The sequence below is a fragment of the Methylobacterium frigidaeris genome, from assembly GCF_022179185.1.
Taxonomy (GTDB): domain Bacteria; phylum Pseudomonadota; class Alphaproteobacteria; order Rhizobiales; family Beijerinckiaceae; genus Methylobacterium; species Methylobacterium frigidaeris.
In genome coordinates, this window is record NZ_BPQJ01000007.1 from 67,316 (window position 1) to 93,448 (window position 26,133).

Annotated in this window: 22 protein-coding genes; 12 read left to right on the forward strand and 10 right to left on the reverse strand. The window is 70.7% G+C overall.

Annotated features, from left to right (window positions below; all coding sequences use genetic code 11):
• Positions 1-58 precede the first annotated feature (58 nt).
• The 3 genes from trmB to MFF64_RS09575 all read left to right on the forward strand — a co-directional run bounded on the left by trmB (position 59) and on the right by MFF64_RS09575 (position 3,291).
• Positions 59-760, forward strand: coding sequence for a tRNA (guanine(46)-N(7))-methyltransferase TrmB (gene trmB, locus MFF64_RS09565; RefSeq protein ID WP_099902089.1), 702 nt, complete (start codon positions 59-61; stop codon positions 758-760).
• Between the two features lie 61 nt (positions 761-821).
• On the forward strand, positions 822-1,310 hold the full coding sequence (locus tag MFF64_RS09570; protein ID WP_238190552.1) for a coiled-coil domain-containing protein: 489 nt from the start codon (positions 822-824) through the stop codon (positions 1,308-1,310).
• 211 nt (positions 1,311-1,521) lie between these two features.
• A complete protein-coding gene (locus tag MFF64_RS09575) occupies positions 1,522-3,291 on the forward strand; it encodes a sensor histidine kinase (RefSeq protein ID WP_238190554.1) in 1,770 nt (589 codons plus the stop codon).
• Positions 3,292-3,307: 16 nt separating this feature from the next.
• Here the strand turns inward: MFF64_RS09575 and MFF64_RS09580 are convergent, their stop codons facing one another.
• Positions 3,308-4,237 carry a hypothetical protein gene (locus MFF64_RS09580; protein WP_207768105.1) on the reverse strand — a complete coding sequence of 310 codons (930 nt, stop codon included), beginning with the start codon at positions 4,235-4,237 and terminating at the stop codon, positions 3,308-3,310.
• Positions 4,238-4,523: 286 nt separating this feature from the next.
• On the opposite strand from MFF64_RS09580, the gene MFF64_RS09585 reads away from it, so the two are divergent.
• Positions 4,524-5,123 carry a superoxide dismutase gene (locus MFF64_RS09585; protein ID WP_099903092.1) on the forward strand — a complete coding sequence of 200 codons (600 nt, stop codon included), beginning with the start codon at positions 4,524-4,526 and terminating at the stop codon, positions 5,121-5,123.
• 58 nt (positions 5,124-5,181) lie between these two features.
• On the opposite strand, the gene MFF64_RS09590 is transcribed toward MFF64_RS09585, so the two are convergent.
• A complete protein-coding gene (locus MFF64_RS09590; protein WP_099903090.1) occupies positions 5,182-6,024 on the reverse strand; it encodes a ChbG/HpnK family deacetylase in 843 nt (280 codons plus the stop codon).
• A gap of 103 nt (positions 6,025-6,127) precedes the next feature.
• Between MFF64_RS09590 and MFF64_RS09595 the strand changes: the two genes are divergently transcribed.
• From MFF64_RS09595 to MFF64_RS09605, 3 genes are all read left to right on the forward strand, one after another.
• Positions 6,128-7,153, forward strand: coding sequence for a glycosyltransferase family 2 protein (locus MFF64_RS09595; protein ID WP_238190562.1), 1,026 nt, complete (start codon positions 6,128-6,130; stop codon positions 7,151-7,153).
• A 49-nt stretch (positions 7,154-7,202) separates the two neighbouring features.
• On the forward strand, positions 7,203-8,726 hold the full coding sequence (gene murJ / locus MFF64_RS09600; protein ID WP_099905993.1) for a murein biosynthesis integral membrane protein MurJ: 1,524 nt from the start codon (positions 7,203-7,205) through the stop codon (positions 8,724-8,726).
• 65 nt (positions 8,727-8,791) lie between these two features.
• Positions 8,792-9,469, forward strand: coding sequence for a haloacid dehalogenase type II (locus tag MFF64_RS09605; protein WP_099905994.1), 678 nt, complete (start codon positions 8,792-8,794; stop codon positions 9,467-9,469).
• Between the two features lie 121 nt (positions 9,470-9,590).
• On the opposite strand, the gene MFF64_RS09610 is transcribed toward MFF64_RS09605, so the two are convergent.
• The gene (locus tag MFF64_RS09610) at positions 9,591-10,910 is read right to left on the reverse strand and encodes an MFS transporter (protein WP_099905996.1); all 1,320 of its coding nucleotides are present in this window, start codon (positions 10,908-10,910) and stop codon (positions 9,591-9,593) included.
• A 198-nt stretch (positions 10,911-11,108) separates the two neighbouring features.
• On the opposite strand from MFF64_RS09610, the gene MFF64_RS09615 reads away from it, so the two are divergent.
• A complete protein-coding gene (locus MFF64_RS09615; RefSeq protein ID WP_099905997.1) occupies positions 11,109-11,903 on the forward strand; it encodes a substrate-binding domain-containing protein in 795 nt (264 codons plus the stop codon).
• A 148-nt stretch (positions 11,904-12,051) separates the two neighbouring features.
• A complete protein-coding gene (locus MFF64_RS09620) occupies positions 12,052-12,246 on the forward strand; it encodes a hypothetical protein (protein ID WP_099905999.1) in 195 nt (64 codons plus the stop codon).
• A gap of 293 nt (positions 12,247-12,539) precedes the next feature.
• Here MFF64_RS09620 and MFF64_RS09625 read toward each other — a convergent pair whose 3' ends face one another.
• Positions 12,540-12,728 carry a hypothetical protein gene (locus MFF64_RS09625; protein WP_133123639.1) on the reverse strand — a complete coding sequence of 63 codons (189 nt, stop codon included), beginning with the start codon at positions 12,726-12,728 and terminating at the stop codon, positions 12,540-12,542.
• Between the two features lie 215 nt (positions 12,729-12,943).
• Between MFF64_RS09625 and MFF64_RS09630 the strand changes: the two genes are divergently transcribed.
• The 3 genes from MFF64_RS09630 (at position 12,944) to MFF64_RS09640 (ending at position 17,845) form a co-directional block, all read left to right on the forward strand.
• A complete protein-coding gene (locus MFF64_RS09630) occupies positions 12,944-14,278 on the forward strand; it encodes a TAXI family TRAP transporter solute-binding subunit (RefSeq protein ID WP_238190564.1) in 1,335 nt (444 codons plus the stop codon).
• Positions 14,279-14,418: 140 nt separating this feature from the next.
• Complete coding sequence (gene typA / locus MFF64_RS09635; protein WP_238190566.1) at positions 14,419-16,245, forward strand: translational GTPase TypA; 1,827 nt, start codon at positions 14,419-14,421, stop codon at positions 16,243-16,245.
• Positions 16,246-16,408: 163 nt separating this feature from the next.
• A complete protein-coding gene (locus MFF64_RS09640; RefSeq protein WP_099905615.1) occupies positions 16,409-17,845 on the forward strand; it encodes a phospholipase D-like domain-containing protein in 1,437 nt (478 codons plus the stop codon).
• On the opposite strand, the gene MFF64_RS09645 is transcribed toward MFF64_RS09640, so the two are convergent.
• The 6 genes from MFF64_RS09645 to MFF64_RS09670 all read right to left on the reverse strand — a co-directional run bounded on the left by MFF64_RS09645 (position 17,778) and on the right by MFF64_RS09670 (position 26,130).
• Positions 17,778-18,596, reverse strand: coding sequence for an endonuclease/exonuclease/phosphatase family protein (locus tag MFF64_RS09645; protein WP_099905613.1), 819 nt, complete (start codon positions 18,594-18,596; stop codon positions 17,778-17,780). The genes MFF64_RS09640 and MFF64_RS09645 overlap by 68 nt on opposite strands.
• A 109-nt stretch (positions 18,597-18,705) precedes the next feature.
• Entirely contained in the window at positions 18,706-20,094 is a 1,389-nt protein-coding gene (gene murD, locus MFF64_RS09650; protein WP_099905611.1) for a UDP-N-acetylmuramoyl-L-alanine--D-glutamate ligase, read from the reverse strand.
• 105 nt (positions 20,095-20,199) lie between these two features.
• Positions 20,200-21,285 carry a phospho-N-acetylmuramoyl-pentapeptide-transferase gene (mraY, locus tag MFF64_RS09655; protein ID WP_099905609.1) on the reverse strand — a complete coding sequence of 362 codons (1,086 nt, stop codon included), beginning with the start codon at positions 21,283-21,285 and terminating at the stop codon, positions 20,200-20,202.
• 80 nt (positions 21,286-21,365) lie between these two features.
• The gene (locus tag MFF64_RS09660; RefSeq protein ID WP_238190568.1) at positions 21,366-22,826 is read right to left on the reverse strand and encodes a UDP-N-acetylmuramoylalanyl-D-glutamyl-2,6-diaminopimelate--D-alanyl-D-alanine ligase; all 1,461 of its coding nucleotides are present in this window, start codon (positions 22,824-22,826) and stop codon (positions 21,366-21,368) included.
• Positions 22,823-24,292, reverse strand: coding sequence for a UDP-N-acetylmuramoyl-L-alanyl-D-glutamate--2,6-diaminopimelate ligase (locus MFF64_RS09665; RefSeq protein WP_099903506.1), 1,470 nt, complete (start codon positions 24,290-24,292; stop codon positions 22,823-22,825). The genes MFF64_RS09660 and MFF64_RS09665 overlap by 4 nt, the downstream gene beginning before the upstream one ends.
• Positions 24,289-26,130: a peptidoglycan D,D-transpeptidase FtsI family protein gene (locus MFF64_RS09670; RefSeq protein ID WP_438823061.1), complete on the reverse strand. Its 1,842-nt coding sequence runs from the start codon at positions 26,128-26,130 to the stop codon at positions 24,289-24,291. The genes MFF64_RS09665 and MFF64_RS09670 overlap by 4 nt, the downstream gene beginning before the upstream one ends.
• Positions 26,131-26,133 lie beyond the last annotated feature (3 nt).

Sequence of the window (26,133 nt, forward strand, 5' to 3'; positions counted from 1 at the left end):
TCCCGTGCCCCGGTGCTAACGGGGTGCGAACACGCCCCCCTCTCGGCACCGGGATACCATGGACGACCACGACACCGACGCAGGCAGCGAGCGGAGCCGCGCCTTCTACGGCCGGCGCAAGGGCAAGCGCCTGCGTCCCGGCCAGGAGGAACGCCTCGCCGGCCTGCTGCCGCGCCTGCGCCTTCCCGAGACCGGTCGCCTCGACCCCCCGTCCCTGTTTCCCCGCCCGGTGGCTGAGACCTGGCTCGAGATCGGCTTCGGCGGCGGCGAGCACCTCGCCGCGCAGGCCCGGCTCAATCCCGGTACCGGGATCATCGGCTGCGAGCCCTTCGTCAACGGCGTGGTGAAGCTGCTGCGCACCCTCGACGACGAGGCGATCGACACCGTCCGGCTGTGGGACCGGGACGCCATGGAACTGCTGCCGCGCCTGCCCGACGCCAGCATCGGGCGCGTGTTCCTGCTCTATCCCGATCCGTGGCCGAAGCGCCGGCAGCGCAAGCGCCGCTTCGTCTCGGATGAGTCCCTGCGCGAGATCGCCCGGGTGCTCGTGCCCGGCGGCGAGTTCCGCTTCGCCTCCGACATCGACGATTACGTCGGCTGGACCCTGGTGCGCGCGGCCCGCTGCCCCTCCTTGCGCTGGACCGCCAACCGCGGCCCCGACTGGACCACGCCCTGGCCGGAGTGGCCCGGCACCCGCTACGAGGCCAAGACCACGGCGGAGGGCCGCAAGCCTACCTACCTGACCTTCGCGCGGGTATAGGGACCGAAGGACAACCTGGGGCTCATGTCGCGGCGCCCAGGCCCGTGCTAGGCTCAAGGCCATGACCGCCGTCGCCTCCGACACCCTGAAATTCGCCCGTGTCCTTCGGGAACGGGCCCACCTCTCCGCCGAGCAGGCGGAGGGACTGTCCGAGGTGTTCGCCGAGGCGGTCCAGGGCGGGATGCCAACCCGGGCTGACCTGCAGAGCCTCGAAGGCTCGGTGAAGGCCGAGTTCGTGGACGTCCGTTCCGAGATCGCAGCCTTCCAGTCTGAGGCCAGGAGCGAGTTCGCCGCCGTCCGGTCGGACGTCGCAGCCTTCAAGGTGGAGACTCGGAACGAGTTCGCCGCCGTTCGGCAGGAAATGAAGATCGAGTTCGCTGCCGTCCGGACCGAGATGGCAGCCTTCAAGTCGGACGCCAAGAGCGAGTTCGCCTCCGTTCGGTCCGAGATGAAGCTCCTCGAGCAGCGGATGACGATCAAGCTCGGCGCCATGCTGGTGGCGCTCGGCGGCATCCTGAGCGCGGCGATCGGGTACATGCCGGCCCGCTGAGGCGGGGCCTCATCCCGTCCCGCCGAGACGTGCTCCGGCGCACCGCGCGTGAGGCGCGAACGGCTGACCTTGCCGCCACGCGCGCAGAGAGGCATGGTTTCTCCGCGAAACCGCCAAGCCGGGCCGGGCGGGGCATGTCGGCTCGGGACGTCGCGCGGGGGAACGGGTGCGCTCCGCCCTCCGTCACCCCGTTCACCAGGATTGCGCCGCCTTGGACCAGAGGCCCGACGCCGCCACCGGCCTGCCGGACGAACTCTTCCCCCGCTTCGCGTTCGAGGGCGCGCCGGTCGGCCTCGCCTGCCTGGGCGGGCCGGACCGGCGCATCGTCGCCGCCAACCCGGCCCTCGGCGTGCTGCTGGGCACGAGCCCGGAGGCGTTAAATGGCCGCCGCCTCGCCGATCTCGACCACCCACACGGTCCCGCGACCGGCCAGGATGTCGCGGGCGAGGCCTGGTGGCGCCGGGCCGACGGGTCGCCCGTCCGGGTGCGCCTCCGGACGGGGCCGGAGCAGGACGGATGCCGGATCGTCGCGGTCGAGGCCATCGCGGAGGGCGCCGCCGCGGCCAAAGCCCAGCAGACCCATCTGGCGCTCGCCTCCGCCGGCCTCGGGGAGTGGAGCTGGAGCCCGGCCGACGGCCGCGTCACCCTATCGGACCGGGCCGCCGCGATCCTGGGCTACCCCGCTGGCGCGACGCCGAGCTGGGCGGAACTGCAGGACGCGGTCGGCCGCGACGACCTCGACCGGATCCGCGCCACGGTGCAGGACGCCGTCGCCAAGGCGATCCCCTACGCGATCGAGATGCGCTTCCGCCGGGCCAAGGACGGCCAGGAGGCCTGGATCTCTGCCCGCGGCCAGGCGAGCCTGTCCCCCGACGGGACGCCCACCGGCATGATCGGCGTGCTGCAGGACGTGACCGCCCGGGAGGAGGCGCGGCGCGCCCTGCACGACCGCGAGCAGCGGTTGCGGGTGGCGACGACGGTGGCGGCCCTCGGCATCTTCGAGTGGCACGTGCTCGACGACCAGTCGCTCTGGGAGAACGAGCGCATGTGGGAGATCTTCGGCCGCCGGCCGCAGGACGGCACCATCAGCATGCGCGAGTTCTTCCGCACGGTGGTCCATCCGGAAGACAAGGTAGCCTTCCGCCAAGCGGTCGCCGCGGCGCTCCACGGCGACGGGGTGCTGCACGCGACGACGCGCATCCGCCGCCCCGACGAGGGCGGCGGCGAGGTCTGGCGCACGATCGAGATGGCCGGCCGCTTCGAGCGCGACGGGCCGGCCGGCCTGCCGCGGCGCCTGATCGGCGTCGTCGCCGACATCACCGGCCGGCGGCTGGCCGAGGAGCGCCAGTCGCTGCTGATCCGCGAGTTGCACCATCGGGTGAAGAACACCCTGGCGACGGTGCAGGCCATCGTCGGCTCGACCGCCCGCACGGCGTCGAGCATCGACAGCTTCTACGAGGCCTTCGTCGGCCGCATCATGTCCCTCGCCCACACCCATTCGGTGCTGACCGAGGACGTGTGGCAGACGGCCTCCCTGCGCGGCCTTCTGGAGAACGAGCTGCGTCCCTACGCCGACGGCGAGATGCGGCCCGGCACCGGCGGGCGGGTGGAGCTCGACGGGCCGGCGGTCGACCTGCCCTCCGAGATCGCGGTGCCGATCGGCATGGCGATCCACGAATTGACCACCAACGCTGCCAAGTACGGCGCGCTGTCGAACCGCACCGGCCGGGTGCGGATCCGCTGGAGCGTCGAGCCGGGGGCGGACCGGCCGCGCCTGCGCTTCCACTGGCAGGAATCCGGCGGTCCCGCGGTGGCGCCGCCGACCCGCCAGGGCTTCGGCTCGCGCCTGCTGCAGCGGGTGCTGACGGCCCAGGTCCAGGCCGAGGTTGCCATCGATTACGCGCCCGGCGGCCTCACCCTGACCATGCTGGCGCCGCTGCCGGCACGCAACGCCGCACTCAACCCCTTGGCGACGCTGTAGAGAACGGTCCGGCCCTTCAGGCCCCGCGGGCCACGCCCTCACCGCCGGCGCCGCGGAACGCCTTCAGTTCCTCGATCGACGCGAAATGGAAGCGCCCGGCCGGCGTTTCGGCGTCGATCGTGCCGTCGGCATACATCGTGTAGGTGTTGCCGCCGGAGTCGTAGGTGCCGATCACCGTCTTGCCGGGCGGCTCCTCGGGGGGAAGCTCCTGATGAGGAGGCTCCTCGTGGGAAGGCTCCTCGTGGGAAGGCTCCTCGTGGGAGGGCTCCTGTGGCAAGGGCGCCTCTGCCACGGGCTCGGCGGCCGGGGGCTCCTGAGCCGGAGGGGAAGGCGGCGCGGCCTCGCGCGTCTCGCCGGCCCCGGGCCGGGGCTCCTCGACGGTCGGTTGCGGCTCGGATTCGTGCGGCAAGGATTCAGGCAAGACGGGATCGTGCGGGACGGGCTGGTGCGGGACAGGCTCCTGCCGCCCCGCCGGTGGGTCCGCGTCCTCGGCTCGGGTCAGGCGCAGCTCGCTCGCCGCAAGTCCGGCAGCCGCCACGGCGGCGCCGGCCGCCAGCGCCGCACCGCCGTCGAAGCCGGTCGGCTCGGCCGGGCGCGGCTCGGATGCGGGCGGCGGAGCGGCCGGGAATGGGATCGGCGGCAGGACGGGCTCGCTGCGGGCCGCCCGGACCGGCGCGGTCCCGATCTCGGCCGAAGGCTCGGCCACGGGGCGCGCCGCCAAGGCGCGGTCACCGAGACCGCGCTCGCCGAGGGCGCGCTCGATGCGCGCGAGCCGCGCCACCGCGGCAGTGATCCCGAGCAGCACCGCCCCGCCGCTCGACCCGACGGCGCCGGCGATCACCATGGTCCAGCCGACCTCGAGCCGCACGAAGGGGATGCCCTGCACCATCGCGGCGAGACCGCCGATCAGCATCAGGAGGGCGAGCACGGTCAACGCGACGATCATCGGACTCTCGGGCTGGCGATACGACGTAGGCTGCTCGGCGGATGGCGTGAGCAGCCGAACGGGCGGTCCGGGGCCATCGCCCCGCCCGCTACGGCCCAGATTTAGGCGCACCGCCCGCTTTTGCAAAATCGCCGCGCGTCCAGGGCTGCCAAAGCCCGGGATGCGGGCGCCGCAGCGGGTCGGCGGCGTTGCCGCGAGCGGGCGGCCGACTTAGGTAGACGCGGGTGCCGCGGCGGTGCCTCGTCGGAATCGCCGCGTCGAGCCCAAGCGATCCGGAGACACGCCGATGGCCTTCACGCTCCCCGAACTCCCCTACGCCTACGACGCGCTGCAGCCCTACATGTCGAAGGAGACCCTGGAGTTCCACCACGACAAGCATCACAAGGCGTATGTCGACACCGGCAACAAGCTCCTCGAGGGCTCGGAGCTCGCTGGCAAGAGCGTCGAGGAGGTGGTGAAGGCCTCCTACGGCCAGAACCAGGCCCTCTTCAACAACGCCGGCCAGCACTACAACCACATCCACTTCTGGCAGTGGATGAAGCCGAATGGCGGCGGCGCGATCCCGGGCGCGCTGGAGAAGAAGATCGCCGAGGACCTCGGCGGCACCGACAAGTTCAAGGCCGACTTCATCCAGGCCGGCGTGTCGCAGTTCGGCTCCGGCTGGGCCTGGCTCGCCGTGAAGAACGGCAAGCTCGAGATCATGAAGACTCCCAACGGCGAGAACCCGCTGGTGCACGGCGCCAAGCCGATCCTCGGCGTCGACGTGTGGGAGCACTCCTACTACATCGACTACCGCAACCGCCGTCCCGACTACCTCAAGGCGTTCATCGAGAACCTGGTGAACTGGGAGCACGTCGAGAAGATGTACGGCGAGGCGATCGCCTGACCGGCGTCGCAGACCGGTTGATCGAGAGCCCCCTCCCCGCCCGGGCGAGGGGGCTTTTCTATGCCGCGGGCCCCGGCACCAGCCGCAGGCCCTCGCGCTCCAGGAAGTCCGCGAACCGCGCCGACCCGAGATAAGCCAGCTCCAACGGCCGGCTCGCCACCACCGGGTCGAGGCTCCTCAGACCGTCGTCGATCTCCCCCGGATGGCACATCACAACCGGGGCCGGCCCGAGCGCCCGGAAGCTCCGCTCGAAGGCTTCCGCGAACCCCTCCCCATCCGCGAAGTCCGAGAAGCCGGAGAAGCCGCGATTGATGGAGAAGCCCGCCCGCCGGGCCGCGGGACCGAAGCCGAGGCCGAGCCCCGCCACCACGATCGCCTTGCCGGCCTCTGGCCGGGCGCGGATCGCGCCCAAGCGGTCGACCGGGTCGCGCAGCCAGCCCCGCCAGCCCCGCCCTGCCAGCGCCGCGAGGAGCGCCCCCCGCACCCCGGGCAGGACGTGGACGTGCTGGTGACCGTCGACGAAGTCCGGCAGGCGGCCCGTCGCCGCCGCGAAGGCGTCGAGCTGGCGCTCGATCTCGGGGCGGACATCCGCGGGCTTCAGCCCGCCCGACAAGGCGAGCCGCAGCAAACGCCCGAGGGGCGGCAGGCGCCCAATCGGCGCGAGGCGCGGCAGGGGGCCGAGCGGCGCGCCCGTCGTCAGGGTGAGGTGGAGGCCGAGGCCGACCGTGCCGCGAAGCTCCGCCAAGGCCGGCCCCGCGTCCCGGAACGCCGGGATATTGGTCATCGAGCCGGCGGCTGATATGCGCTCTCTCCGCGCCAGAGAGAGAATGCCCCGGCTGACGCCCGGGCTCAGGCCGTAATCGTCGGCGCAGAGCACGACCGGGCGCCGTTCAGGAAGCATGGCTTAGATCTCGCGCTCGAACCGCCGGTGCGTGCACCGGTCTGATCACCGAAAGCCGCCGGCTCCGCGCCGGGGGCGCGACACCGAAACGAGGGACAGCGCCGTGGAGCTGTTCAGACACCCCGAGCCGGTCGACCTGAGCGTCGTCATACCGGTCTTCAACGAGAGCGCCAACGTCGCCCCGCTGCTCGCCCGTCTCACGCCGGTGCTGGAGCGCCTGACGCCGGCCTGGGAGGTGGTGTTCGTCGACGACGGCAGCCACGACGACACCGCCGCGGTGGTGGCCGCCCACCACGCCGCGGAGCCCCGCATCGGCGCGGTCTCGTTCAGCCGCAACTTCGGCAAGGAGATCGCGATCGCGGCCGGGCTCGACCACGCGGAGGGCCGCGCGGTGGTGATCATGGATGCCGACCTCCAGCACCCGCCCGAGCTGATCGCGACCTTCTGGGAGCGCTGGCGCGAGGGCAACGTGATGGTCTACGCCCAGCGCACCGACCGCGACGACGAGAGCGCGATGCGGCGCGGCTTCGCGCGGCTGTTCTACCGGCTCTTCGCCCGCTTCGGCGAGATGCCGCTGCCCGAAGGAGCCGGCGATTTCCGCCTGATCGACCGCAAGGGCGTCGAGGTGCTGCGCTCCCTGCCCGAGCGGGCGCGATTCTCGAAGGGCCTGTATTCCTGGATCGGCTTCCGGTCGGTCGGCGTGCCCTACCAGGTCGAGGAACGCCAGCACGGCAGCTCGAAATGGAGCTTCCGCAAGCTGTTCCGCTTCGCCTTCGACGGCATCACCTCCTTCTCCACCGTTCCGTTGCGGGTCTGGACCTATCTCGGCGGCGCGATCGCGGGCGTGGCCTTCCTGACGGCCCTCTACTTCGTCGCCGACACCCTGCTGCGCGGCCCCGACGTGCCGGGCTACGCCTCGCTGATCGTCTCGGTGATGTTCTTCTCCGGCGTGCAGCTGATGTCGCTCGGCATCATCGGCGAGTATATCGGCCGCATCTTCGCCGAGGTGAAGCGGCGCCCGCTCTACGTCGTCGCCGAGCGGATCGGCCCGGCGGCCGCGGGCTACGACCGGCCGGTCCGGGACGATCGCCGGAGCGGACGGCGCGCGCGCTATTCCGGCACCGCGTGAGGCTTATCCGTCCCGCTTCCGGCGAGAACCCTGTGCTATTCACCGCCGCATGATTCGCAGCATCCTCTCGGTCGGCGGCTGGACGCTGGTCTCCCGGGCCACCGGCTTCCTGCGCGACGTGGTCATGGCCGCCGTGATGGGCGCAGGTCCCATCGCCGATGCCTTCGTGGTGGCCTTCCGCCTGCCCAACCACTTCCGGGCGATCTTCGGCGAGGGCGCCTTCAACGTCGCCTTCGTGCCGACCTACGCCGCCCTCGATGCGGAGGAAGGGGCGGCCCGCGCCTTCGCCGACCGCGTCTTCACCCTGATGCTGCTGGTCCAGGTGGCACTGCTGGTGCTCGCCCTGCCGCTGATGCCGGCGATCGTGCGAGCGCTCGCCCCCGGCTTCGCCGACGAGCCGGAGAAATTCGCGCTCGCCGTCACGCTCACCCGCATCACCTTCCCGTACCTGCTGTTCATCACCCTGGTGACGCTGCTGTCGGGCATCCTCAACGCCCGGAGGCGCTTCGCGGCGGCCGCCGCCGCGCCGGTGCTTCTCAACGTCTCGCTCCTGGCGGCGCTGGCCCTCGCCTTCCTGTTCCCGAATGCCGGATACGCCGCCGCCTGGGGCGTCGCGGTGTCGGGCGTGCTGCAGTTCCTCCTGGTCTGGGCCGATGCCCGCCGGGCGGGGCTCGCCCCCTCGCTCGTGCGCCCGACCCTGAAAGACGCCGGCATGCGCCGGTTCTTCCGGATGCTGGGGCCGGCGGTGATCGGCTCGGCCGGCGTGCAGATCGCGATGTTCGCCGACACGATCATCGCCTCGTTCCTGCCGACCGGCGCGGTCTCGGCGCTCTACTACGCCGACCGGCTCTACCAGCTCCCGTTCGGGGTCATCGGCATCGCGGCCGGCACCGTCCTGCTGCCGGAGATGAGCCGGCGCATCGCCGCGAAGGATCCCGACGGCGCCCACGCGGCGCAGAACCGCGCCACCGGCTTCTCGCTCGCCCTCTCGGCACCGTTCGCGGTCGCGTTCCTGCTGGTGCCGGACCTGATCATGACGGCTTTGTTCCAGCGCGGCGCCTTCGACTCCGAGGCGGCGTCCCGCTCCGGCGCTGTGCTGGCGGCCTACGGCCTGGCGCTGCCGGCGGCGGTGCTGATCCGCAGCATCGTGGCGAGCTTCTACGCCCGCCAGGACAGCCGCACGCCGGTGATGGCCTCCCTCACCGCGGTCGCCGTCAATGTCGGATTGAAGGTGGTGCTCACCGGACCCCTCGGGGTGATGGGACTGGCGCTCGCCACCGCCGCAGGCGTCTGGGTCAACGTGCTGATCCTGTTCTGCCTCGCCTATGGCCGCGGCTGGACGGCGCCGAGCCGCACGCTGATCGTCACCGCCTGCGGGGTTCTCGCCGCCTGCGCCGTGCTCGCTGCCTGCACCCTCGGCGGCCTGCCGCTGATCGAGCGCGTGATGCCGTCCCTGCCGCGCTTCCGCGAGCTCGCGGTGCTCGCGGCTCTCGGCGCCGCCGGGCTCGTCGCCTACGCGGCGACGCTGCTGGTGGCCTTGCGGCTGTTCGGGGTGCGGCTGCGGCGGGTGTAGAGGTTGGGGCTGGGACCGTCGCTCGCGCGTTAGCGGGGTCACGCCCCCGACGCACGAGGCCCCGCATGTCCCTTCCCGCCCCGCTCGACCGCGCCGAGGCGGTCGTCTTCGACGCCTACGGCACCCTGCTCGACGTCCATTCCGCCGTGCAGCGCCACGCCGCCGCGATCGGGCCGGAAGCGCAGACGCTGTCCGAGACCTGGCGGCAGAAGCAGCTCGAATATTCCTGGGTGCTCGCCCTGTGCGGTCGCTACGCGCCATTCTGGACGCTGACCGAGCGGGCGCTCGATTACGCGTTGGCCAAGCATCCGGGGGTGGATCGCGGCGCGCGGGGCGACCTGCTCGAGGCCTACAAGGCTCTCGACGCCTACCCGGAGGTACCCGGCACTCTCGGCGCCTTGCGCCGGGCCGGCCTCAAGACCGCGATCCTGTCGAACGGCGACACCGCCATGCTCGACGCGGCGGTGCGAGCGGCATGTCTCGGGGATCATCTCGACGTGGTGTTGTCGGTCGATCCCGCCGGCACCTTCAAGACATCGTCCCGCGCCTACGACCTCGCACCGGAGCGCCTGGGCGTCGCGCGGGAGAGGATCGTCTTCCTGTCCTCGAACCGCTGGGACATCGCCGGGGCGGCGGCCTATGGCTTCGCCCCGGTCTGGGTCAACCGGACGGGCCAGCCGGACGAGTACCCGGACCTCGCGCCGGTCCGGGTGATCCCCTCCCTCGGCGGGCTTCTCGCCTAGTCATACCCTCGCGCCTTCGCATCGACGTGTCGATGCAGAGGCGACCGGCGCATCAGCGCCGGCGCCCGTTCGGGCTTGCCTGGCACCTTCGAACGCGTCCGTTCGAAGGGCGCCGGCTGAATCACTCGCCGGCGACAGGCCGCACCGCGCCGGTCAGCGCGTCGGGGGCGGTCTCGCGACGGCGGTAGATCAGCAGGGTGGCGACGAGGCCGCAGGCTCCCGCGAAGGCCATCCACAGACCCGGCGCCGCCTTGTTGTCGAGCTTCTCGATCAGCCAGGTCGAGACGACCGGGGTGAAGCCGCCGAACAGCGCGGTGGCGAGGGAGTAGGCCAGCGAGAAGCCGGTGGTGCGCACATGCTTCGGGACGATCTCGGTCAGCGCCACAACCATCGCGCCGTTGTAGCTGCCGTACAGGAATGACAGCCACAGCAGCGTGAGCAGCATGTTGGTGAACGAGATGTTGGAGGTGAGCCACGCCAGCGCCGGGTAGGCGGTGAGCATCGCCAGCGCCGAGAAGGCGATCAGGATCGGCTTGCGGCCGATCCTGTCGGAGAGCGCGCCCATCACCGGCAGCCAGATCAGGTTCGACAAGGCGGTGCAGAAGGTGACGATCAGGCTGTCGGTCTCGGAGAGCTTCAGCACGCTCTTGCCGAAGGTCGGGGTGTAGACCGTGATGGTGTAGAACGACACCGTGGTCATCACCACGAGCAGCATGCCGAGCGCCACAATCTTCCAGTTCTGGCCGAGCGAGGCGAAGACCTCACCGAGCGAAGGGCGGTGCTTCTGGTGCAGGAACTCCTGCGTCTCCTCCAGCGAGCGCCGGATGTAGAACAGGAACGGCACGATCAGGCAGCCGATGAAGAACGGGATGCGCCAGCCCCACTCGGACATCTGGGCCGGCACCAGGGCGTGGCTCAAGCCGAAGCCGATCAGCGCCGCCACCATCACGGCGACCTGCTGGCTGCCCGACTGCCAGGAAACGTAGAAGCCCTTCCGGCCCGGCGTCGCCATCTCGGCGAGGTAGACCGACACGCCGCCGAGCTCGACGCCAGCGGAAAAGCCCTGGAGCAGACGGCCGATCAGCACCAGGAACGGCGCCGCGAGGCCGATGCTCTGGTAGGAGGGCACGAAAGCGATCAGCACCGTGCCGGCGGCCATGATGCCGAGCGTCACGATCAGGCCCTGGCGCCGGCCGATCCGGTCGACATAGGCGCCGAGGAAGATCGCCCCGAGGGGGCGCATCAGGAAGCCGGCGCCGAACGTCATGAAGGTGAGCATCAGCGAGGCGAACTCGTTCCCGGCCGGGAAGAACGCCTTCGCGATGTGGCTCGCGTAGATGCCGAACAGGAAGAAATCGAACATCTCCAGGAAGTTGCCGCTCGTGACGCGCAACACCGTGGCGACCTTCGACCCCTGCGGACCGTGGACCGGACCTGCCATGCTCTCCTCCCGAATGCGGGCTTCCTCGTCGGCCTCCTCTCTACAGCCAACGCCACCACGTTTGACAGAGAAATCTAATCCGAAGAAATCCGCACTTCCGGACATGAGCTGCACCCGAGCATCGGTGGAGCCCAAGCGTCAGGCAGGTTACGATTGGGAAAGGCTGCGCAGGGACGCCGCCAGGGAGGAACCACGACCATGAGGACACCGCGACGGAGAACCGCCCTCGCCCCCCTCGCCGCCGGCCTGCTCGCCGGGCTCGTCCTCGCCGCGCCGGCCCGTGCGGCGGATCTGCGGGTGATGATCTCCGGCGGCTTCACCGCCGCCTACCAGGCCCTGGTGCCGGGCTTCGAGGCGAAGACGGGGAACAAGGTCGAGACCGCCTACGGCCCTTCGATGGGCACGGCGCCGGAGGCGATCCCCGTGCGCCTGGCGCGCGGCGAGCCGGCCGACGTGCTGATCATGGTCGGCTACGCCCTCGATACTCTCGACAAGGAGGGCAAGGTCGCGCCCGGCAGCACGATCGCCCTCGCCGATTCCCGCATCGCCCTCGCGGTGAAGGCCGGGGCGCCGGTGCCGGACATCCACGACCTGGAGCACTTCAAGAAGGCGCTGCTCGCCGCCACCTCGATCGCCTATTCGGACAGTGCCAGCGGCGTCTACATCGAGAAGGAGATGTACCGGAAGCTCGGCCTGCACGACCAGCTGGCGGGGAAGAGCCGGATGATCGTCGCCGAGCGGGTCGGCAACGTCGTCGCCCGGGGCGACGCCGAGTTCGGCTTCCAGCAGCTGAGCGAGCTGAAACCGGTCAAGGGCATCACCATCGTCGGCCCGATCCCGCCGGAGGTGCAGCAGGTGACAGTGTTCTCCGCCGGGATCCCGAAGGGCGCCCAGCATCCGGAGGAGGCCAGGGCGCTGATCGCCTGGCTGTCCGCACCGGAGAACGCCGCGACCATCGCGGCGACGGGACTCGACCCGCTCAAGGCGCGCTGAACCGGCGCGCTAACTCCCGATTCACGACAAGGGAGAATGCGAGGAATCGGATTCACCAGCTCTTCACGCCACCCGGCGCCTGATGGGCCTCACACAACAGGTCTCGCGCTGCCCCAGACCGGGCGGCCAAGCGGGCGGGGACGGCATCATGCGGCAGGGTCGGACACCCGGAGCAGCGGCGCGCCTATCGGCGCCGCTGCTCCGGCAGGAGAAGCACGCGCATCAGCGTTACCTCGCGGCCCCGGGCTATCATCCGGGCGCCCTGATGATCGCGGCGGTGGGCCCTGCGCTCGGCGCGGCGATCGTGGCGGTGATCGCGTTCGGGTTGCGGGTGACGCTGTGACCGGGACCGACGGGTGGAGAACGACAGATATCGGAGCCCTTCACTTTCCCCGTTTGGCGATAAGCAGGACTAGCGAGGCGGGGACAGCGGCAGCGTGATGAACATCCGCTTCGACGCCTCGTCCGCACGAGCGAGATGGTCGATGGCGGATCGCGCCAGGCGAACATATACAAGCAAATGATCTGGATCGAGCACCCATCAGCTCCAGCTCGTCTTCTATCCTGGCAAAAATCACGAGCGGGAGCCTGCTCTCGCCAATTCGCGACAACTCGTCCCAATTCGAGTTCTAAAATTTACAGAAGCTGATCTCCGCTCAGTTCGGGCAGCCTTGCGCTGGGAAACACAACGACGATCGTGATCGCACCCTCGCCGCTGACGGTGTATTCCCGCTGAAGCCACGCATCCAGAGACGTGGTCTCGCCGACAACGCTCCTGGCGGCAGCCTTTGCCAAATTGGCCAACTCGCCGAGCGGACGCTCCATCAGCCCCTCCACTCCTGGTCGTGCGGGTCTGTCGACACTCTGAACCCCGCAGGGTCCCGCGTGAACGCGCGGCAGCTGGCCCCTGTCACGGGCAGCCGGATCGAGCGCCGAAGTGGCCGGCCGCGCTGATGACGCCATGTCACTCCCATTCCAGCTCGCCCCGCGCCAATCGGCCGAATTGCCGAACCCCCCTTCCCTCCCCAAGGTGAAGGCCCATGCGGCGCCATCTTCCCATCGTCCTCGCGACCCTCCTCGCCCTCGTGGCGACGGGCCTGCTCGCCTATCAATGGCTCGGGCAGCCGACGACCCTGCGGGTCGCCGTCGGGCCGGCGGGGAGCGAGGATGCGCGCCTGATCGCGGCGGTGGCCCAGTCGATCGCCCGCACGCACGAGGACGTGCGCCTGCGCCCCGTCACGACGAGCGGCGTCGCCGAGAGCGCCGGGGCGGCCGAGCAGGCGAAGGCCGATCTCGCGGTGGTACGCTCCGACGTCGGCATCCCGTCGAACACCCAGACCCTGGCGATCCTGCACCGGGACGCGGTGCTGCTGCTGACGACGGATACCGGCCTCTCCGCCGTGCCCGACCTGCGAGGAAAGCGGATCGGCATCGTGCGCAACCCGGCCGGCAACGCCCGGCTCCTCGCCAGCATCCTCGAACACTACGAGGTACCGGCCGACGCGGTGACGACGGTGCCCCTCGGCGACGGCCACGAGGCCGGCCAGGCGTTGCGCGAGGGCCGGGTCGATGCCGTGATGGTGGTGAGCCCGCTCACCGGCCGCACCGCCGGCGAGGTGGTGGCGAGCATCACCCGCGCCGGCAGCACGCCGACCTTCATCCCAATCGGCGAGGCGGCGGTGCTGGCCCGGCGCTGGCCGGCGCTGGAGAGCGTCGAGATCGCCCGTGGCACCTTCGGCGGCACGCCGCCGCGCCCGGCCGAGACCGTCACCACCGTAGGGGTCAGCCACCGGCTGGTGGCCCAGGCCCACCTGGCCGATTCGGTGGTGTCGGAACTGACGCGGCTCCTCTTCGTCAACCGGCCCGCCCTCGCGGTCGAGGTGCCGCTCGCCAATCAGATCGAGGCGCCCGACACTTCGAAGAGCGCCTCCCTGCCGGTCCATCCCGGGGCGCAGGCCTATTACGAGGGCGAGGTCGAGAGCTTCTTCGAGCGCTACGGCGACTGGTTCTACCTGCTGGTGATGTGCGTCTCGATCCTGGGATCCGCGGCCGCCACCCTGGTGTCACGGGCGGCCAACCGGTCCCGGGCCCGGGACATGGCACTCCTGCGCCAGCTCCTCGCCATCGTGCGGGCGAGCCGCGACGTCGAGGACGTGCTGGAACTCGCCGACCTCGAGCGGCAGGCCGACGAGATCCTGGCCGCCGCACTCGCCCGGGCCGGGGCCGGCGCGATCGACAATGCCGGCGTCGCGGCCTTCACTCTCGGCCTCGACCAGGCCCGCCGGGCCATCGCGGAGCGTCGCGCCATCCTGCTGGAGCGCCAGGCGCCGTGCCCCGACCGCGGGCCGGACCCGCTCTCCGCCGCGGCGGAGTGACGCGATCCGAGAGGAACGCCCCCTTGCGGAGAGGCGCCACACCTTATATTGCGACGCAACAGTTTTCCCCCGGCTCGATGCGTCCGGCTGCCATCCTGGCGGCCCGCGGCGTGCCGGGCTTTGTTTGCTTCGGACATCCCATGAAGCTGCGCAATATCGCCATCATCGCCCACGTCGACCACGGCAAGACGACCCTGGTCGACAAGCTGCTCCAGCAATCCGGGTCGTTCCGCGAGAACCAGCGGGTCGAGGAGCGGGCGATGGACTCGAACGACCTCGAGAAGGAGCGCGGCATCACCATCCTGGCCAAGGCCACCTCGGTGGTCTGGAAGGACACCCGCATCAACATCGTCGACACCCCCGGCCACGCCGATTTCGGCGGCGAGGTCGAGCGCATCCTGTCGATGGTCGATGGCGTGATCGTGCTGGTCGATGCGGCGGAAGGCCCGATGCCGCAGACCAAGTTCGTGGTCTCGAAGGCGCTCAAGATCGGCCTGCGCCCGATCGTTGCCGTCAACAAGGTCGACCGGCCGGACGCCCGCATCAACGAGGTGGTGAACGAGGTCTTCGACCTGTTCGCGGCGCTCGATGCCACTGACGAGCAGCTCGACTTCCCGATCCTGTACGGGTCGGGCCGCAACGGCTGGATGTCGACCTCGCCGGACGGCGATCAGGCCGAGGGCCTCGCCCCTCTGTTCGACCTTGTGCTGGAGCACGTGCCCCAGGCCAAGACCGAGGAGGGCCCGTTCCGGATGCTCGGCACGCTGCTCGAGTCGAACCCCTTCCTCGGCCGCATCATCACCGGCCGCATCGCCTCCGGCACCGTGAAGCCGAACCAGCAGGTCAAGGTCCTCGACCGCGAGGGCAAGGTGGTAGAGACCGGCCGCGTCTCGAAGATCCTGGCCTTCCGCGGCCTGGAGCGCCAGCCGATCGACGTCGGCGAGGCCGGCGACATCGTGTCGATCGCGGGGCTCGTGAAGGGTACCGTCGCCGACACCTTCTGCGATCCGCAGGTCGAGACCCCGATCCAGGCCCAGCCGATCGACCCGCCGACCGTGACGATGTCGTTCATCGTGAACGATTCTCCCCTCGCGGGCACCGAGGGCGACAAGGTCACGAGCCGCATGATCCGCGACCGCCTGTTCAAGGAGGCCGAGGGCAACGTCACGCTCAAGATCGAGGAAGCCGCCGACAAGGACTCGTTCTACGTCTCGGGCCGCGGTGAGTTGCAGCTCGCGATCCTGATCGAGACCATGCGCCGCGAGGGCTTCGAGATCGCGGTGTCCCGTCCCCGCGTCGTCTACGAGAAGGCCGAGGACGGCTCGATCCTCGAGCCGATCGAGGAGGTCGTGATCGACGTCGACGAGGAGCATTCGGGCTCGGTCGTGCAGAAGATGTCCGAGCGCAAGGGCGACATGCTCGAGATGCGCCCGTCCGGCGGCAACCGCCTGCGCCTCGTCTTCCACGCTCCGACCCGCGGCCTGATCGGCTATCAGAGCGAGCTGCTCACCGACACCCGCGGCACGGCGATCATGAACCGGCTGTTCAAGGCCTACGAGCCCTTCAAGGGAGAGATCGCCGGCCGCCGCAACGGCGTGCTGATCTCGAACGAGCAGGGCGAGGCCGTGGCCTATGCGCTGTGGAACCTTGAGGATCGCGGCCCGATGATGATCGAGCCGGGCTGGAAGGTCTATCAGGGCATGATCATCGGCGAGCACAACCGCGAGAACGACCTCGAGGTGAACGTGCTCAAGGGCAAGAAGCTCACCAACATCCGCACCACCTCGAAGGACGAGGCGGTGCGCCTGACCCCGCCGATCCGCATGACCCTGGAGCGCTCGCTGGCCTGGATCCAGGACGACGAACTGGTCGAGGTGACCCCGAAGTCGATCCGCCTGCGCAAGGCCGTGCTCGACCCGAACGATCGCAAGCGGGCGGAGCGGGCCAAGGAAGCGCTGAGCGCCTGATCGGCCGCGCGAAGACGGTTTGAGACGCAGTCCCTCGCCCCCCCGGGGCGGGGGATTTTTCGTGGCGGACGGTGGATGGCCGATCTAGCCCGTGTGGATTCCCGGTCCGTCCTCCCGTATCCCGGCCGTGAGGGCGGCGCGGGCGCGGCGGCAGGAGACCCGCGTGGAACACGAGATCTACCGCTGGCTCGGGATCCTGACCTCGATCCGGGCCGACGTGCTGGCACCGCTGGGCCTCGCCATCGCGGTCATCGTGACGGTGCACGCGCTGATGAACAAGCGCGAGGTCAGTGCGGCGATCGGCTGGATCGGCCTCGCCTGGCTCTCGCCGCTGCTGGGCAGCCTGCTCTACGTGATGTTCGGCATCAACCGGGTGAGCCGGCGCGCCCGCCGGCTGCCGGTGCTGCCGGGGCCGCGACCCGGCGCCCCACCACCGCCGGTGGCCGAGGTGCCGGACGCGTTCCAGCCGCTGAAGCAGGCGGTCGAGCGGATCAGCGGCCTGCCCCTCGTCGCCGGCAACCGCATCCAGCGTTACCGCCACGGCGACGAGGCCTATCCGGCGATGCTGGCGGCGATCGGCGAGGCGCGGACGAGCGTCGCCCTGTCGAGCTACATCATGCGCGACGACGACAGCGGCCGGGCCTTCGCGGCGGCCCTGGCGGCCGCGAAGGCCCGGGGAGTCGCGGTCTGCGTGCTGATCGACGGCATCGGCAGCGGCTACTTCTTCCCGGCGATGTACCGGCACCTGCGGGCCCTCGGGATACCGGCCGGCCTGTTCATGCACTCCGCCCTGCCCTGGCGGATGCCGTTCCTCAACCTGCGCACCCACAAGAAGCTCCTGCTGGTCGACGGCCGGGTCGGTTTCGTCGGCGGGGTCAACATCGCCGACGAGAACGTCATGGCGAAGGATCCGCCGGACCCGGTGCGCGACAGCCATTTCCGCATCGACGGACCGGTGGTCGGCCAGCTCGCCCAGGCGTTCTGGCGCGACTGGGCCTTCGTGAAGGGCGACGACCTGGAGGGGCCGGCCTGGTTCCCGGAGATCCCGCCGGCCGGATCCTCGCTCGCCCGGGTCGTGACCTCGGGGCCCGACGCCGACATCGAGAAGATCGAATTCGTGGTGCTGGAGGCTGTGGCCACGGCCCGGCGCTCGGTGCGCCTCGCCACGCCCTACTTCCTGCCGAGCGAGACGCTGCTGACGGCGCTCGGCCTCGCGGCGATACGCGGCGTCACCGTCGACGTCATCATCCCGCAGGCCAGCAACCACCGGGTGGTCGACTGGGCGACCCGGGCCCATGTCGGGCCGCTCCTCGAAGCAGGTGTCAGGATCTGGCTCGACCGGCCGCCCTTCGACCATTCGAAGCTGATGGTCGTTGACGACGCCTGGTGCTTCGTCGGCAGCGCCAACTGGGACAGCCGCAGCTTCCGGCTCAACTTCGAGCTCAACGTCGAGGTCTACGACACCGGCTTCGCGGCCGATCTCGACGGCTTGATGCGGGCCAAGATGGAGCAGCGCCTGACGGTCGAGGACCTCAACTCTCGCGGGATGGTCGTGCGCCTGCGCGACGCCGCCGTGCGATTGCTGCTGCCATATCTTTGAGCGGCGCGCGCTTCCGGAAATCCTCGGCCCGGTCGCGAAACGCCTCGATGCGCGCGCGCAGGGGCTCGCGCCGCCCTTGCGGGTTGCCGGGCTCGAGATGGACCACGATCGGCCGGTGATCGGAGGCGCCACGGGGCAGCACGGCCTGGCCGCGGCAGGTCAGCCCCCGCACCAGGCAACGATCAAGGCGTAAGGGGACGAGGTCGACCATGGCGTGGGTCGGGTGGCGCGGCCCGACATCGTGGAAGCCCGGGAGCAGGGCCGGCCCGACGATGTTGTAGTCGCCGAGCACCGCGGCCCGCACCGGCAGGTGCTGGGCGATGCGGCGCAGCTGGCGCCGGTTGAGCACCTGCCCGTGCGACAGGTGGACGTTGGCGACCCCGAAGGTGCCGAGATCGAGGATCTGGCAGACCCGGTCGATCAGGGCGCCGGAGGGCAGGACCACCACCTCGGGCGGGCGCGGCCAGGGCGTCGGGCTCCACATCGCCAGACCGTGGATGCGGCGGGGCAGCGGCGCCCAGGCATAGTGCCCGCCGACCCGAGCCTGCAGCTCGGTGATGTCGACGGTCGCCTCCTGCATCAGCAGCAGGTCCGGCTTTTCCTGCGCGATCAGCGCCTCGAGGGCGTCGACGGTCGCGCCGGTCCGCCGCAGCAGGTTCCAGCTGATGATCTTGCGCGGCCCGGCCCGGTGCGGGGCATGGGCGGCAGCAACCGGGGTCTCGGCGGGCAGGAGGCGTTGGGGGGGCAGCATAGCACCGCTGGGAAAGCGCTGGAATTGAGCCGGCACGATGGCGGAAGACGATTCGGGCCGGCTCGGCGCGCAGCGGCATACGCCGATTTGCCGATTCGGGAAACGTGCCTCAGGCGCCCGGGGGGCGCAGGCCGGGCAGGGCCTTCACGAGATCACGGAACTGGTCGCCGCGATCCTCGAAGCTGCGGAACTGGTCATAGGAGGCGCAGGCCGGCGAGAGCAGCACCACCGGCTCGGCCTTATCCTCCTGCTCCGTCGCCGCGGCGGCCGCGGCGACGGCCTGGCTGAGCGTCCCGCAGCGGCTGAACGGCACCTGTCCGTCGAGGGTCGCGGCGAAGTCCTCGGTCGCCGCACCGATCAGGTAGGCATGGACGACGCGGGGGAAGTACGGCGCGAGGCTCGCGATGCCGCCCTCCTTCGGCTTGCCGCCGAGGATCCAGTGGACGCGCTGGAAGGCCGAGAGCGCCTTCTCGGTCGAATCGGCGTTGGTGGCTTTGGAATCGTTGATGAACAGCACGGGGCCGCGGCGGCCGACCTCCTCCATCCGATGAGGCAGGCCGGGAAAGGTGGCGAGCGCCGCCGCGAAGGCGTCCGGCGGGACGCCCAGCTCGCTCGCCACCGCGTAGGCGATGGCGGCGTTCTGCCAGTTATGGGCGCCGCGCAAGGACCCGATGCCGGAGAGATCCGCCACCGGCTCCGCCGGCTCGCGGCGTCCGTCGATCACGATGCCGTTGCGGGCGAGGATGCCGGGCCCTTCCCCCGCCTCGCCGACATGGACGCGGGTCAGCGGACCCGTCCGGCGCCCGGCGATCGCCCGGCAGAACTCGTCGTCGACCCCGACGATCGCGTGTGCGGCGCCCGTCACCAGCCGCTCCTTGATGGCGGCGTAATGCGTCATGTCGCCGTGGCGGTCGAGGTGGTCCGGCGTGAGGTTGAGCAGCACGCCGATCGTCGGCGCCAGCGACGGCGTCAGGTCGATCTGGAACGAGGACAGCTCGATCACGTGGACCCGGTGGGCTGAGGGAGGCGCCAGCGACAGGATCGCCGTGCCGATATTGCCGCCCATCTGCACGTCGCGCCCGGCCTGGGCCAACACGTGGGCGATCAACGCCGTGGTGGTGGATTTGCCGTTGGTACCGGTGATGGCGACGAAGGGCGCTTCGGGGCATTTCGCGGCCCGCTCGCGGCAGAACAGCTCGATGTCGCCGATCACCGGCACGCCTGCGCCCCTGGCGAGGTTCACCGTCCAGTGCGGCGCCGGATGGGTCAGCGGCACGCCGGGGGCGAGGATGAGCGCCGCAAATTCCGTCCAATCCGCCTGCCGCAGGTCGCCGGTCCCGACGCCCCGCCGTCCCGCCGCCTCCATCCGCTCCGGGTTATCGTCGCAGGCGATCACCCGGGCGCCGCCGGCCTGGAGGCTCAGCGCCGTGGCAAGGCCCGAGCCGCCGAGCCCGAACAGGGCCACCGTCTGGCCGGCGAAGATGGTGGAGGGTATCATGCGTAATCCACCGGGTCCATCATCATGGCGCGGGATCCCCTCTCCCGTGTGGGAGAGGGGGGAAGCGCCTTCCTTCCAAGCGTTGGCGAAGATTGCAAGACGCGACTACCGCAGCTTCAGCGTCGCCAGCCCCAGCAGCGCCAGCACCACCGCGATGATCCAGAACCGGATCACCACCTGCGGCTCCTTCCAGCCCTTCTGCTCGAAATGGTGGTGGATCGGCGCCATCCGGAAGACGCGCTTGCCGGTGAGCTTGAACGACGCGACCTGGATGATGACCGACAGGATCTCCAGCACGAACAGGCCGCCGACGATCCCGAGCACGATCTCGTGCTTGGTCGCCACCGCGACGGTGCCGAGCAGGCCGCCGAGCGCCAGCGAGCCGGTATCGCCCATGAAGATCTGCGCCGGCGGCGCATTGAACCACAGGAAGCCGAGGCCCGCCCCGATCAGCGCGCCGCAGACCACCGCCAGCTCGCCGGTGCCCGGGACGTAGTTCACCTGCAGGTACGAGGCGTAGATCACGTTGCCGACGAGATAGGCGATGATCCCGAAGGTCGCCGCCGCGATCATCACCGGCACGATGGCGAGGCCATCGAGGCCGTCGGTGATGTTGACCGCGTTGCCTGCACCCACGATCACGAAGCCCGCGAAGGCGACGTAGAACAGGCCGAGATTGATGATCGCGTCCTTGAAGACCGGGAAGGCCAGCCGGTAGGCGAGGCCCGGCGCCGAGTATTCCGCGACCGCGACGCAGGCCGCGACCGCGATCAGGGCCTCGAGGGCGAGGCGGAACTTGCCGGAGAAGCCCTTGTGGCTCTGCTTCGTGACCTTGAGATAGTCGTCATAGAAGCCGATCGCGCCGAAGCCCAGCGTCACCATCATGACGATCCAGACGTAGTGGTTGCGCGGGTTGGCCCAGAGCAGGACCGCCACCATCACGCCGGCAAGGATCATCAGCCCGCCCATGGTCGGCGTGCCGCGCTTGGTCAGCAGGTGGGATTGCGGCCCGTCCTCGCGGATCGGCTGGCCCTTGCCCTGGCGCAGGCGCAGGAGCGAGATGATCCAGGGGCCGAACCAGAACACGAAGAAGCCCGCCGTGAACAGCGCGCCGCCGGTGCGGAAGGTGATGTAGCGGAAGACGTTGAGCGGCGAGAACACGCCGCTCAGGTCGGAGAGGAGGTAGAGCATCCCGGGGGCATCCGATCGTGGGCGAACGGCAGCGCCGGGGCGAGCCCGCGCTAGCGCGTCAGAAGTCCTTCGAAGGTGGCTCAGCCGGACCGGCCGACGGCGAGATCCTGGTCCGCGCCGCCCCCGTAGCGGGCTTTGAGCGCCTCGACAATCCTGCCCATGCGGGTGCTGTTCGAGCCCTTGACCATTACGGCGTCGCCGGGCCGCAGGACCTCGAGGACCGGATCGACGAGCTCGGCGGACGCCGCGCGGGCGCCGGCCCGCCGGGCGGTCGGCAGCGCCTCGAACAGCTCCTGCATCAGCGGGCCGGCGGTGAAGACGAGGTCGATGCCGTGCTCCTCGACCGCGTCGGCGAGCTCGCGGTGGAGGCGGGGCGCCTCGGCCCCGAGCTCCATCATGTCGCCGAGGACCGCGATGCGCCGGCCGGCCGTCTCGACCCCAGCGAGCGTGCTGAGCGCCGCCCGCACCGAGGCCGGGTTGGCGTTGTAGCTCTCGTCGACGAGGAGCGCCTCGCCGTCCCGGACCCGCAGGACGTGGCGGGCGCCGCGCCCGGCAGGGGGGCGCAGCTGCGCCAGCGAGAGCGCGGCGAGCGCGAGATCGGCGCCGAGCGCCTGCACGGCGGCGATCACCGCGAGGGAGTTCAGCGCCGTGTGCCGGCCCGGCGTGCCGAGCTGGTAGGTGAGGGCTAAGCCCATCGCCCGCACGTCGACGATCGACAGGTCGGGGCGCATCACGATCCGCTCGGCCCGCACGTCGGCCTCGCGGTGCTCGCCGAAGCTCACCACCCGGCCGGCGCGGGAGGCCAGGGCATGCGCCTTCAGGCGCTCGAAATTCGGATTGTCGCGGTTGATGATCGCGACGCCGCCGGGCTCCAGCCCGTAGAAGATCTCGCCCTTGGCATCGGCAATGCCGGACAGCGAGCGGAAATGCTCGATATGGACCGGCTCGACCGTGGTCACGATCGCGATCTCGGGCCGCACCAGGCGGGTCAGCGGCGCGATCTCGCCGGCATGGTTCATGCCGACCTCGAACACCCCGAACGCGCTCGAGGCCGGCATCCGGCTCAAGGTAAGGGGCACGCCCCAGTGGTTGTTGTAGGAGGCGACCGAGGCATGAGTGGCGCCCTGCGCCGCGAGCACGTGGCGCAGGGCCTCCTTGGTGCCGGTCTTGCCGACCGAGCCGGTGACGGCGAGGACCCGCGCGTCCGTGCGGGCCCGGGCCGCGACGGCGAGGCCGCGCATCGCCGCCAGCACCGCGTCCTCGTCGCCGGCCGGAACGGCGATCAGCGGCCCGGCATCGGTGAGGTCGGCCGCGCGCTCCTCGGACACCACCGCGGCGCCGGCGCCGCGGGCGAGCGCGTCGCGCACGAAGTCGTGGCCGTCGCGGGCCTCGCCGCGGATGGCGAAGAACAGGTCCGCGACCTTCAGGGTGCGGGTGTCGATCGAGATCCCGGACAGGTTTTGTTGCGCGGAATCGTCGGCGACGACGCGGCCGCCCATGGCGGCGGCGGCGTCGTCCAGGGTCCAGAGGGGCTCGGTCATGCGCGGGACTCCTCGATCGCGCTCAGGACCGCGTCGCGGTCGGAGAATGGCAGCGTCCGGTCGCCGATGATCTGGCCCGTTTCATGACCCTTGCCGGCTACGACCAGCACGTCGCCGGCCCGCAGGTCGCGAACTGCCGCGCGGATTGCCTCGGCCCGGTCACCGATCTCCTCCGCACCCGGCGCCGCCGCCAGGATCGCGGCGCGGATGGCGGACGGGTCCTCGCTGCGCGGGTTGTCGTCGGTGACGATGACCCGGTCGGCCTTCTCGGCCGCGATGCGGCCCATCAGCGGACGCTTGGCCCGGTCGCGGTCGCCGCCGCACCCGACGACGCAGACGAGGCGTCCGGTGGTGAAGGCGCGCAACGCGTCGAGGACGTTGGCCAGCGCATCCGGCTTGTGGGCGTAGTCGACGATGCAGAGCGCGTCCCGCACGGTGCCGATCCGCTCCAGCCGCCCCGGCACGCCGGTGAGGTGCCCGAGCGCCGCGATCACGTCGGCGTCGCGCCCGGCCCCGGCCGGGGTCGCCAGGACGAGGCCGGCGGCGAGGAGCGCGTTCTCGATCTGGAACGTCCCGACGAGGGGCAGGTCGATCGCGTAGGTCGCGGCCCCGACCGCGATCTCGAGGCGCTGGGCGAAGCCTTCCGTGCGGGCGGAGACGAGACGGATCCCCTCCCCGGCCCGGCCGGTGGTGACGAGCCGCACGCCGCGGTCCCGGGCCGCCGCGATCACCGCCTGGCTCTGCGGGCCGTCGGCGTTGACCACGGCCGTGCCGGTCTCCGGCAGCAGGGTCGTGAACAGCCGGAGCTTCGCCTGGAGATAGGCCTCCGGCGTGCCGTGATAGTCGAGGTGGTCGTGGCCGAGATTGGTGAAGCCGGCGGCCGTCAGGCGCACCCCGTCGAGGCGGCTCTGCTCGATGCCGTGCGAGGAAGCCTCCATGGCCAGTTCGGTCACGCCATCGCGGGCGAGCCGGTCGAGGGTCCGGTGGAGTGTGATCGGGTCGGGGGTCGTCAGCGAGCCGTAGGCGGCCCCACTCGTCGTGATGACCCCGAGCGTCCCGAGGCTCGCCGCCTCGCGGCCGAGGCGGCCGTAGATCTGGCGCACGAAGTCGGCGACCGAGCTCTTGCCGCTGGTGCCGGTGACCGCGACGACCGTCCCGGGCTGGCCCGGATGCAGCCGGGACGCCGCCCCCGCCAGCGCGACACGGGCATCGGGGACGGAGAGATACGCGATCCCCTCGGGCAGGTCGGCCGGACGCTCGCCTTCCGCCACCATCGCGACGGCGCCGGCCGCCGCCGCCTTGGCGGCGAAGAGCCGGCCGTCGGCGGCGGTGCCGGGCACGGCCAGGAACACGAAACCGGGCTCGACCCTGCGGCTGTCGGCGGTGAGGCCGGTGACGGGAAGGCCGGCGGCTTGGCCAGCACCTTGGCTAGCCTCAGGAAACAGGTCGCCGAGGGTGAGGCTCATCGTCCGTCCAGCTGGTTGACGTGGTAGGCGCCGAGCTTGACCATCAGCGGGAACGGTTTCACCGGCGGCTCGAATTGCGGCGGCAGGCCGAGGATCGGGGCGACGCGGGCGATCGTCCGGCCGGTCACGACGCCGGAGTTCCAGGCGGCGGTGGCGTAGGTGCCGGATTCCGCCGCCACGGCCTGCGGCTCGTCCATGATGGTGACGAACAAGTATTTCGGCTTGTCCATGGGAGCCGCCGCCATGAAGGTGGTGAACAGCCGGTTCTTGACGTAGCGGCCGCGGATCACCTTCTCGGCGGTACCGGTCTTGCCGCCGACATAGTAATAGGGAATCGCCGCCTTCTTGGCCGAGCCCTCGGTGGCGTTGAGGCGCATGATGAACCGCATCGCCTCGCTGGTCTGGGGCGAGAGCACCTGCGTCGCCTTCTCGCGCGCCTCGGCCTCGCTGCGCTTGAGGAAGGTCGGAGTCATCAGGAAGCCGCCATTCGCGATCGCCGCCACCGCGGCAGAGGCCTGGAGCGGCGCCACCGCGAGGCCGTGGCCGAACGCGATGGTGATGGTATTGATCTCGGTCCAGCGCGGCGGGATGATCGGCTCGGCGCTCTCCGGCAATTCGGTACGCAGGCGATCGAGCAGGCCCATCTTCTTCAGGAAGGCCTTGTGGCCGGGCACGCCGATGCCGAGCGCCATCTTGGCCGAGCCGATGTTGGACGAGTGCGTGAACACCTCCGGCATCGTGATGACCCGGTTGGTGCCGTGATACTCGTGGATCTTCTGCCGGCCCCAGTGCAGTACGCCGCCGCGGGTGTCGAAGGTCGAGTTGACGGTGAATTTTCCGGAGTCGAGCGCCATGGCGAGGGTCATCGCCTTGAAGGTCGAGCCCATCTCGTAGACGCCGACATTCATCCGGTTGATCCGGTCGGGATCGAGGGCGTCCTTCGGCTCGTTCGGGTCGAAATCCGGCAGGGAGGCGAGCGCGATCACCTCGCCGGTGGTGACGTCGAGGATCAGGCCGGCCGCCGCCTTGGCGCGGTAATGCTCCATGCCCCAGGCCAGCTCGTCGCGCACGGCGTGCTGGGCACGCAGGTCGATCGAGAGCTGGACCGGCGCCATGTCGGCCGACTTCTCGACGAAACCGAGGCTGTTGAGGTCGCGCAGGCCCTGGCGGTCGATGTACTTCTCCATGCCGGCGATGCCGACATTGTCGAGGTTGGTCACGCCGAGGATGTGGGCTGCCGCCGTGCCGTTCGGGTAGACCCGCTTGTGGTCGGACAGGAAGCCGACGCCCGGGATGCCGAGGCGGTGCACCTCGGCCTGCTGGCGCGGGGTGATCTCGCGCTTGACCCAGACGAAGCCCTTCTTCGACGACAGCTTCTCGCGCAGGTCGCGGGCATTGATCTCGGGCAGGACGGCGGTGAGCAGCTCGACCGCCTCGTCCTTGTCGTAGATGTTCTTCGGCTCGGCGAAGACCGAGACGGTGCGGATGTCGGTGGCCAGGATCTCGCCGTTGCGGTCGATGATGTCGGGCCGCACCTGGGTGCCGCCGCCGGCCTCGGCCCGGCGGGCGGACGCCGTGCCCGGATCATCCGGCAGGAGAGCGAAGCTGACGAGCCGGCCCATCAGGGCCAGGAACACTGCGCCGAAGACGAGGCCGACGAGACCGACGCGGGCGGCGCTGCGCTCCACCGAGAGGCGGAACATCGCGACGATGCCGCCGCGCAGCATCTCCGCGAGGCTGCGCCGCGACGCCGGGGCGAGCTCCTCGCCGGGCGCTGGCGCCGGCTCGACGTCGGGGCCTTGGGAATCGTGAGCCTGGAAGTCGTGATCCTGGGTCACGGC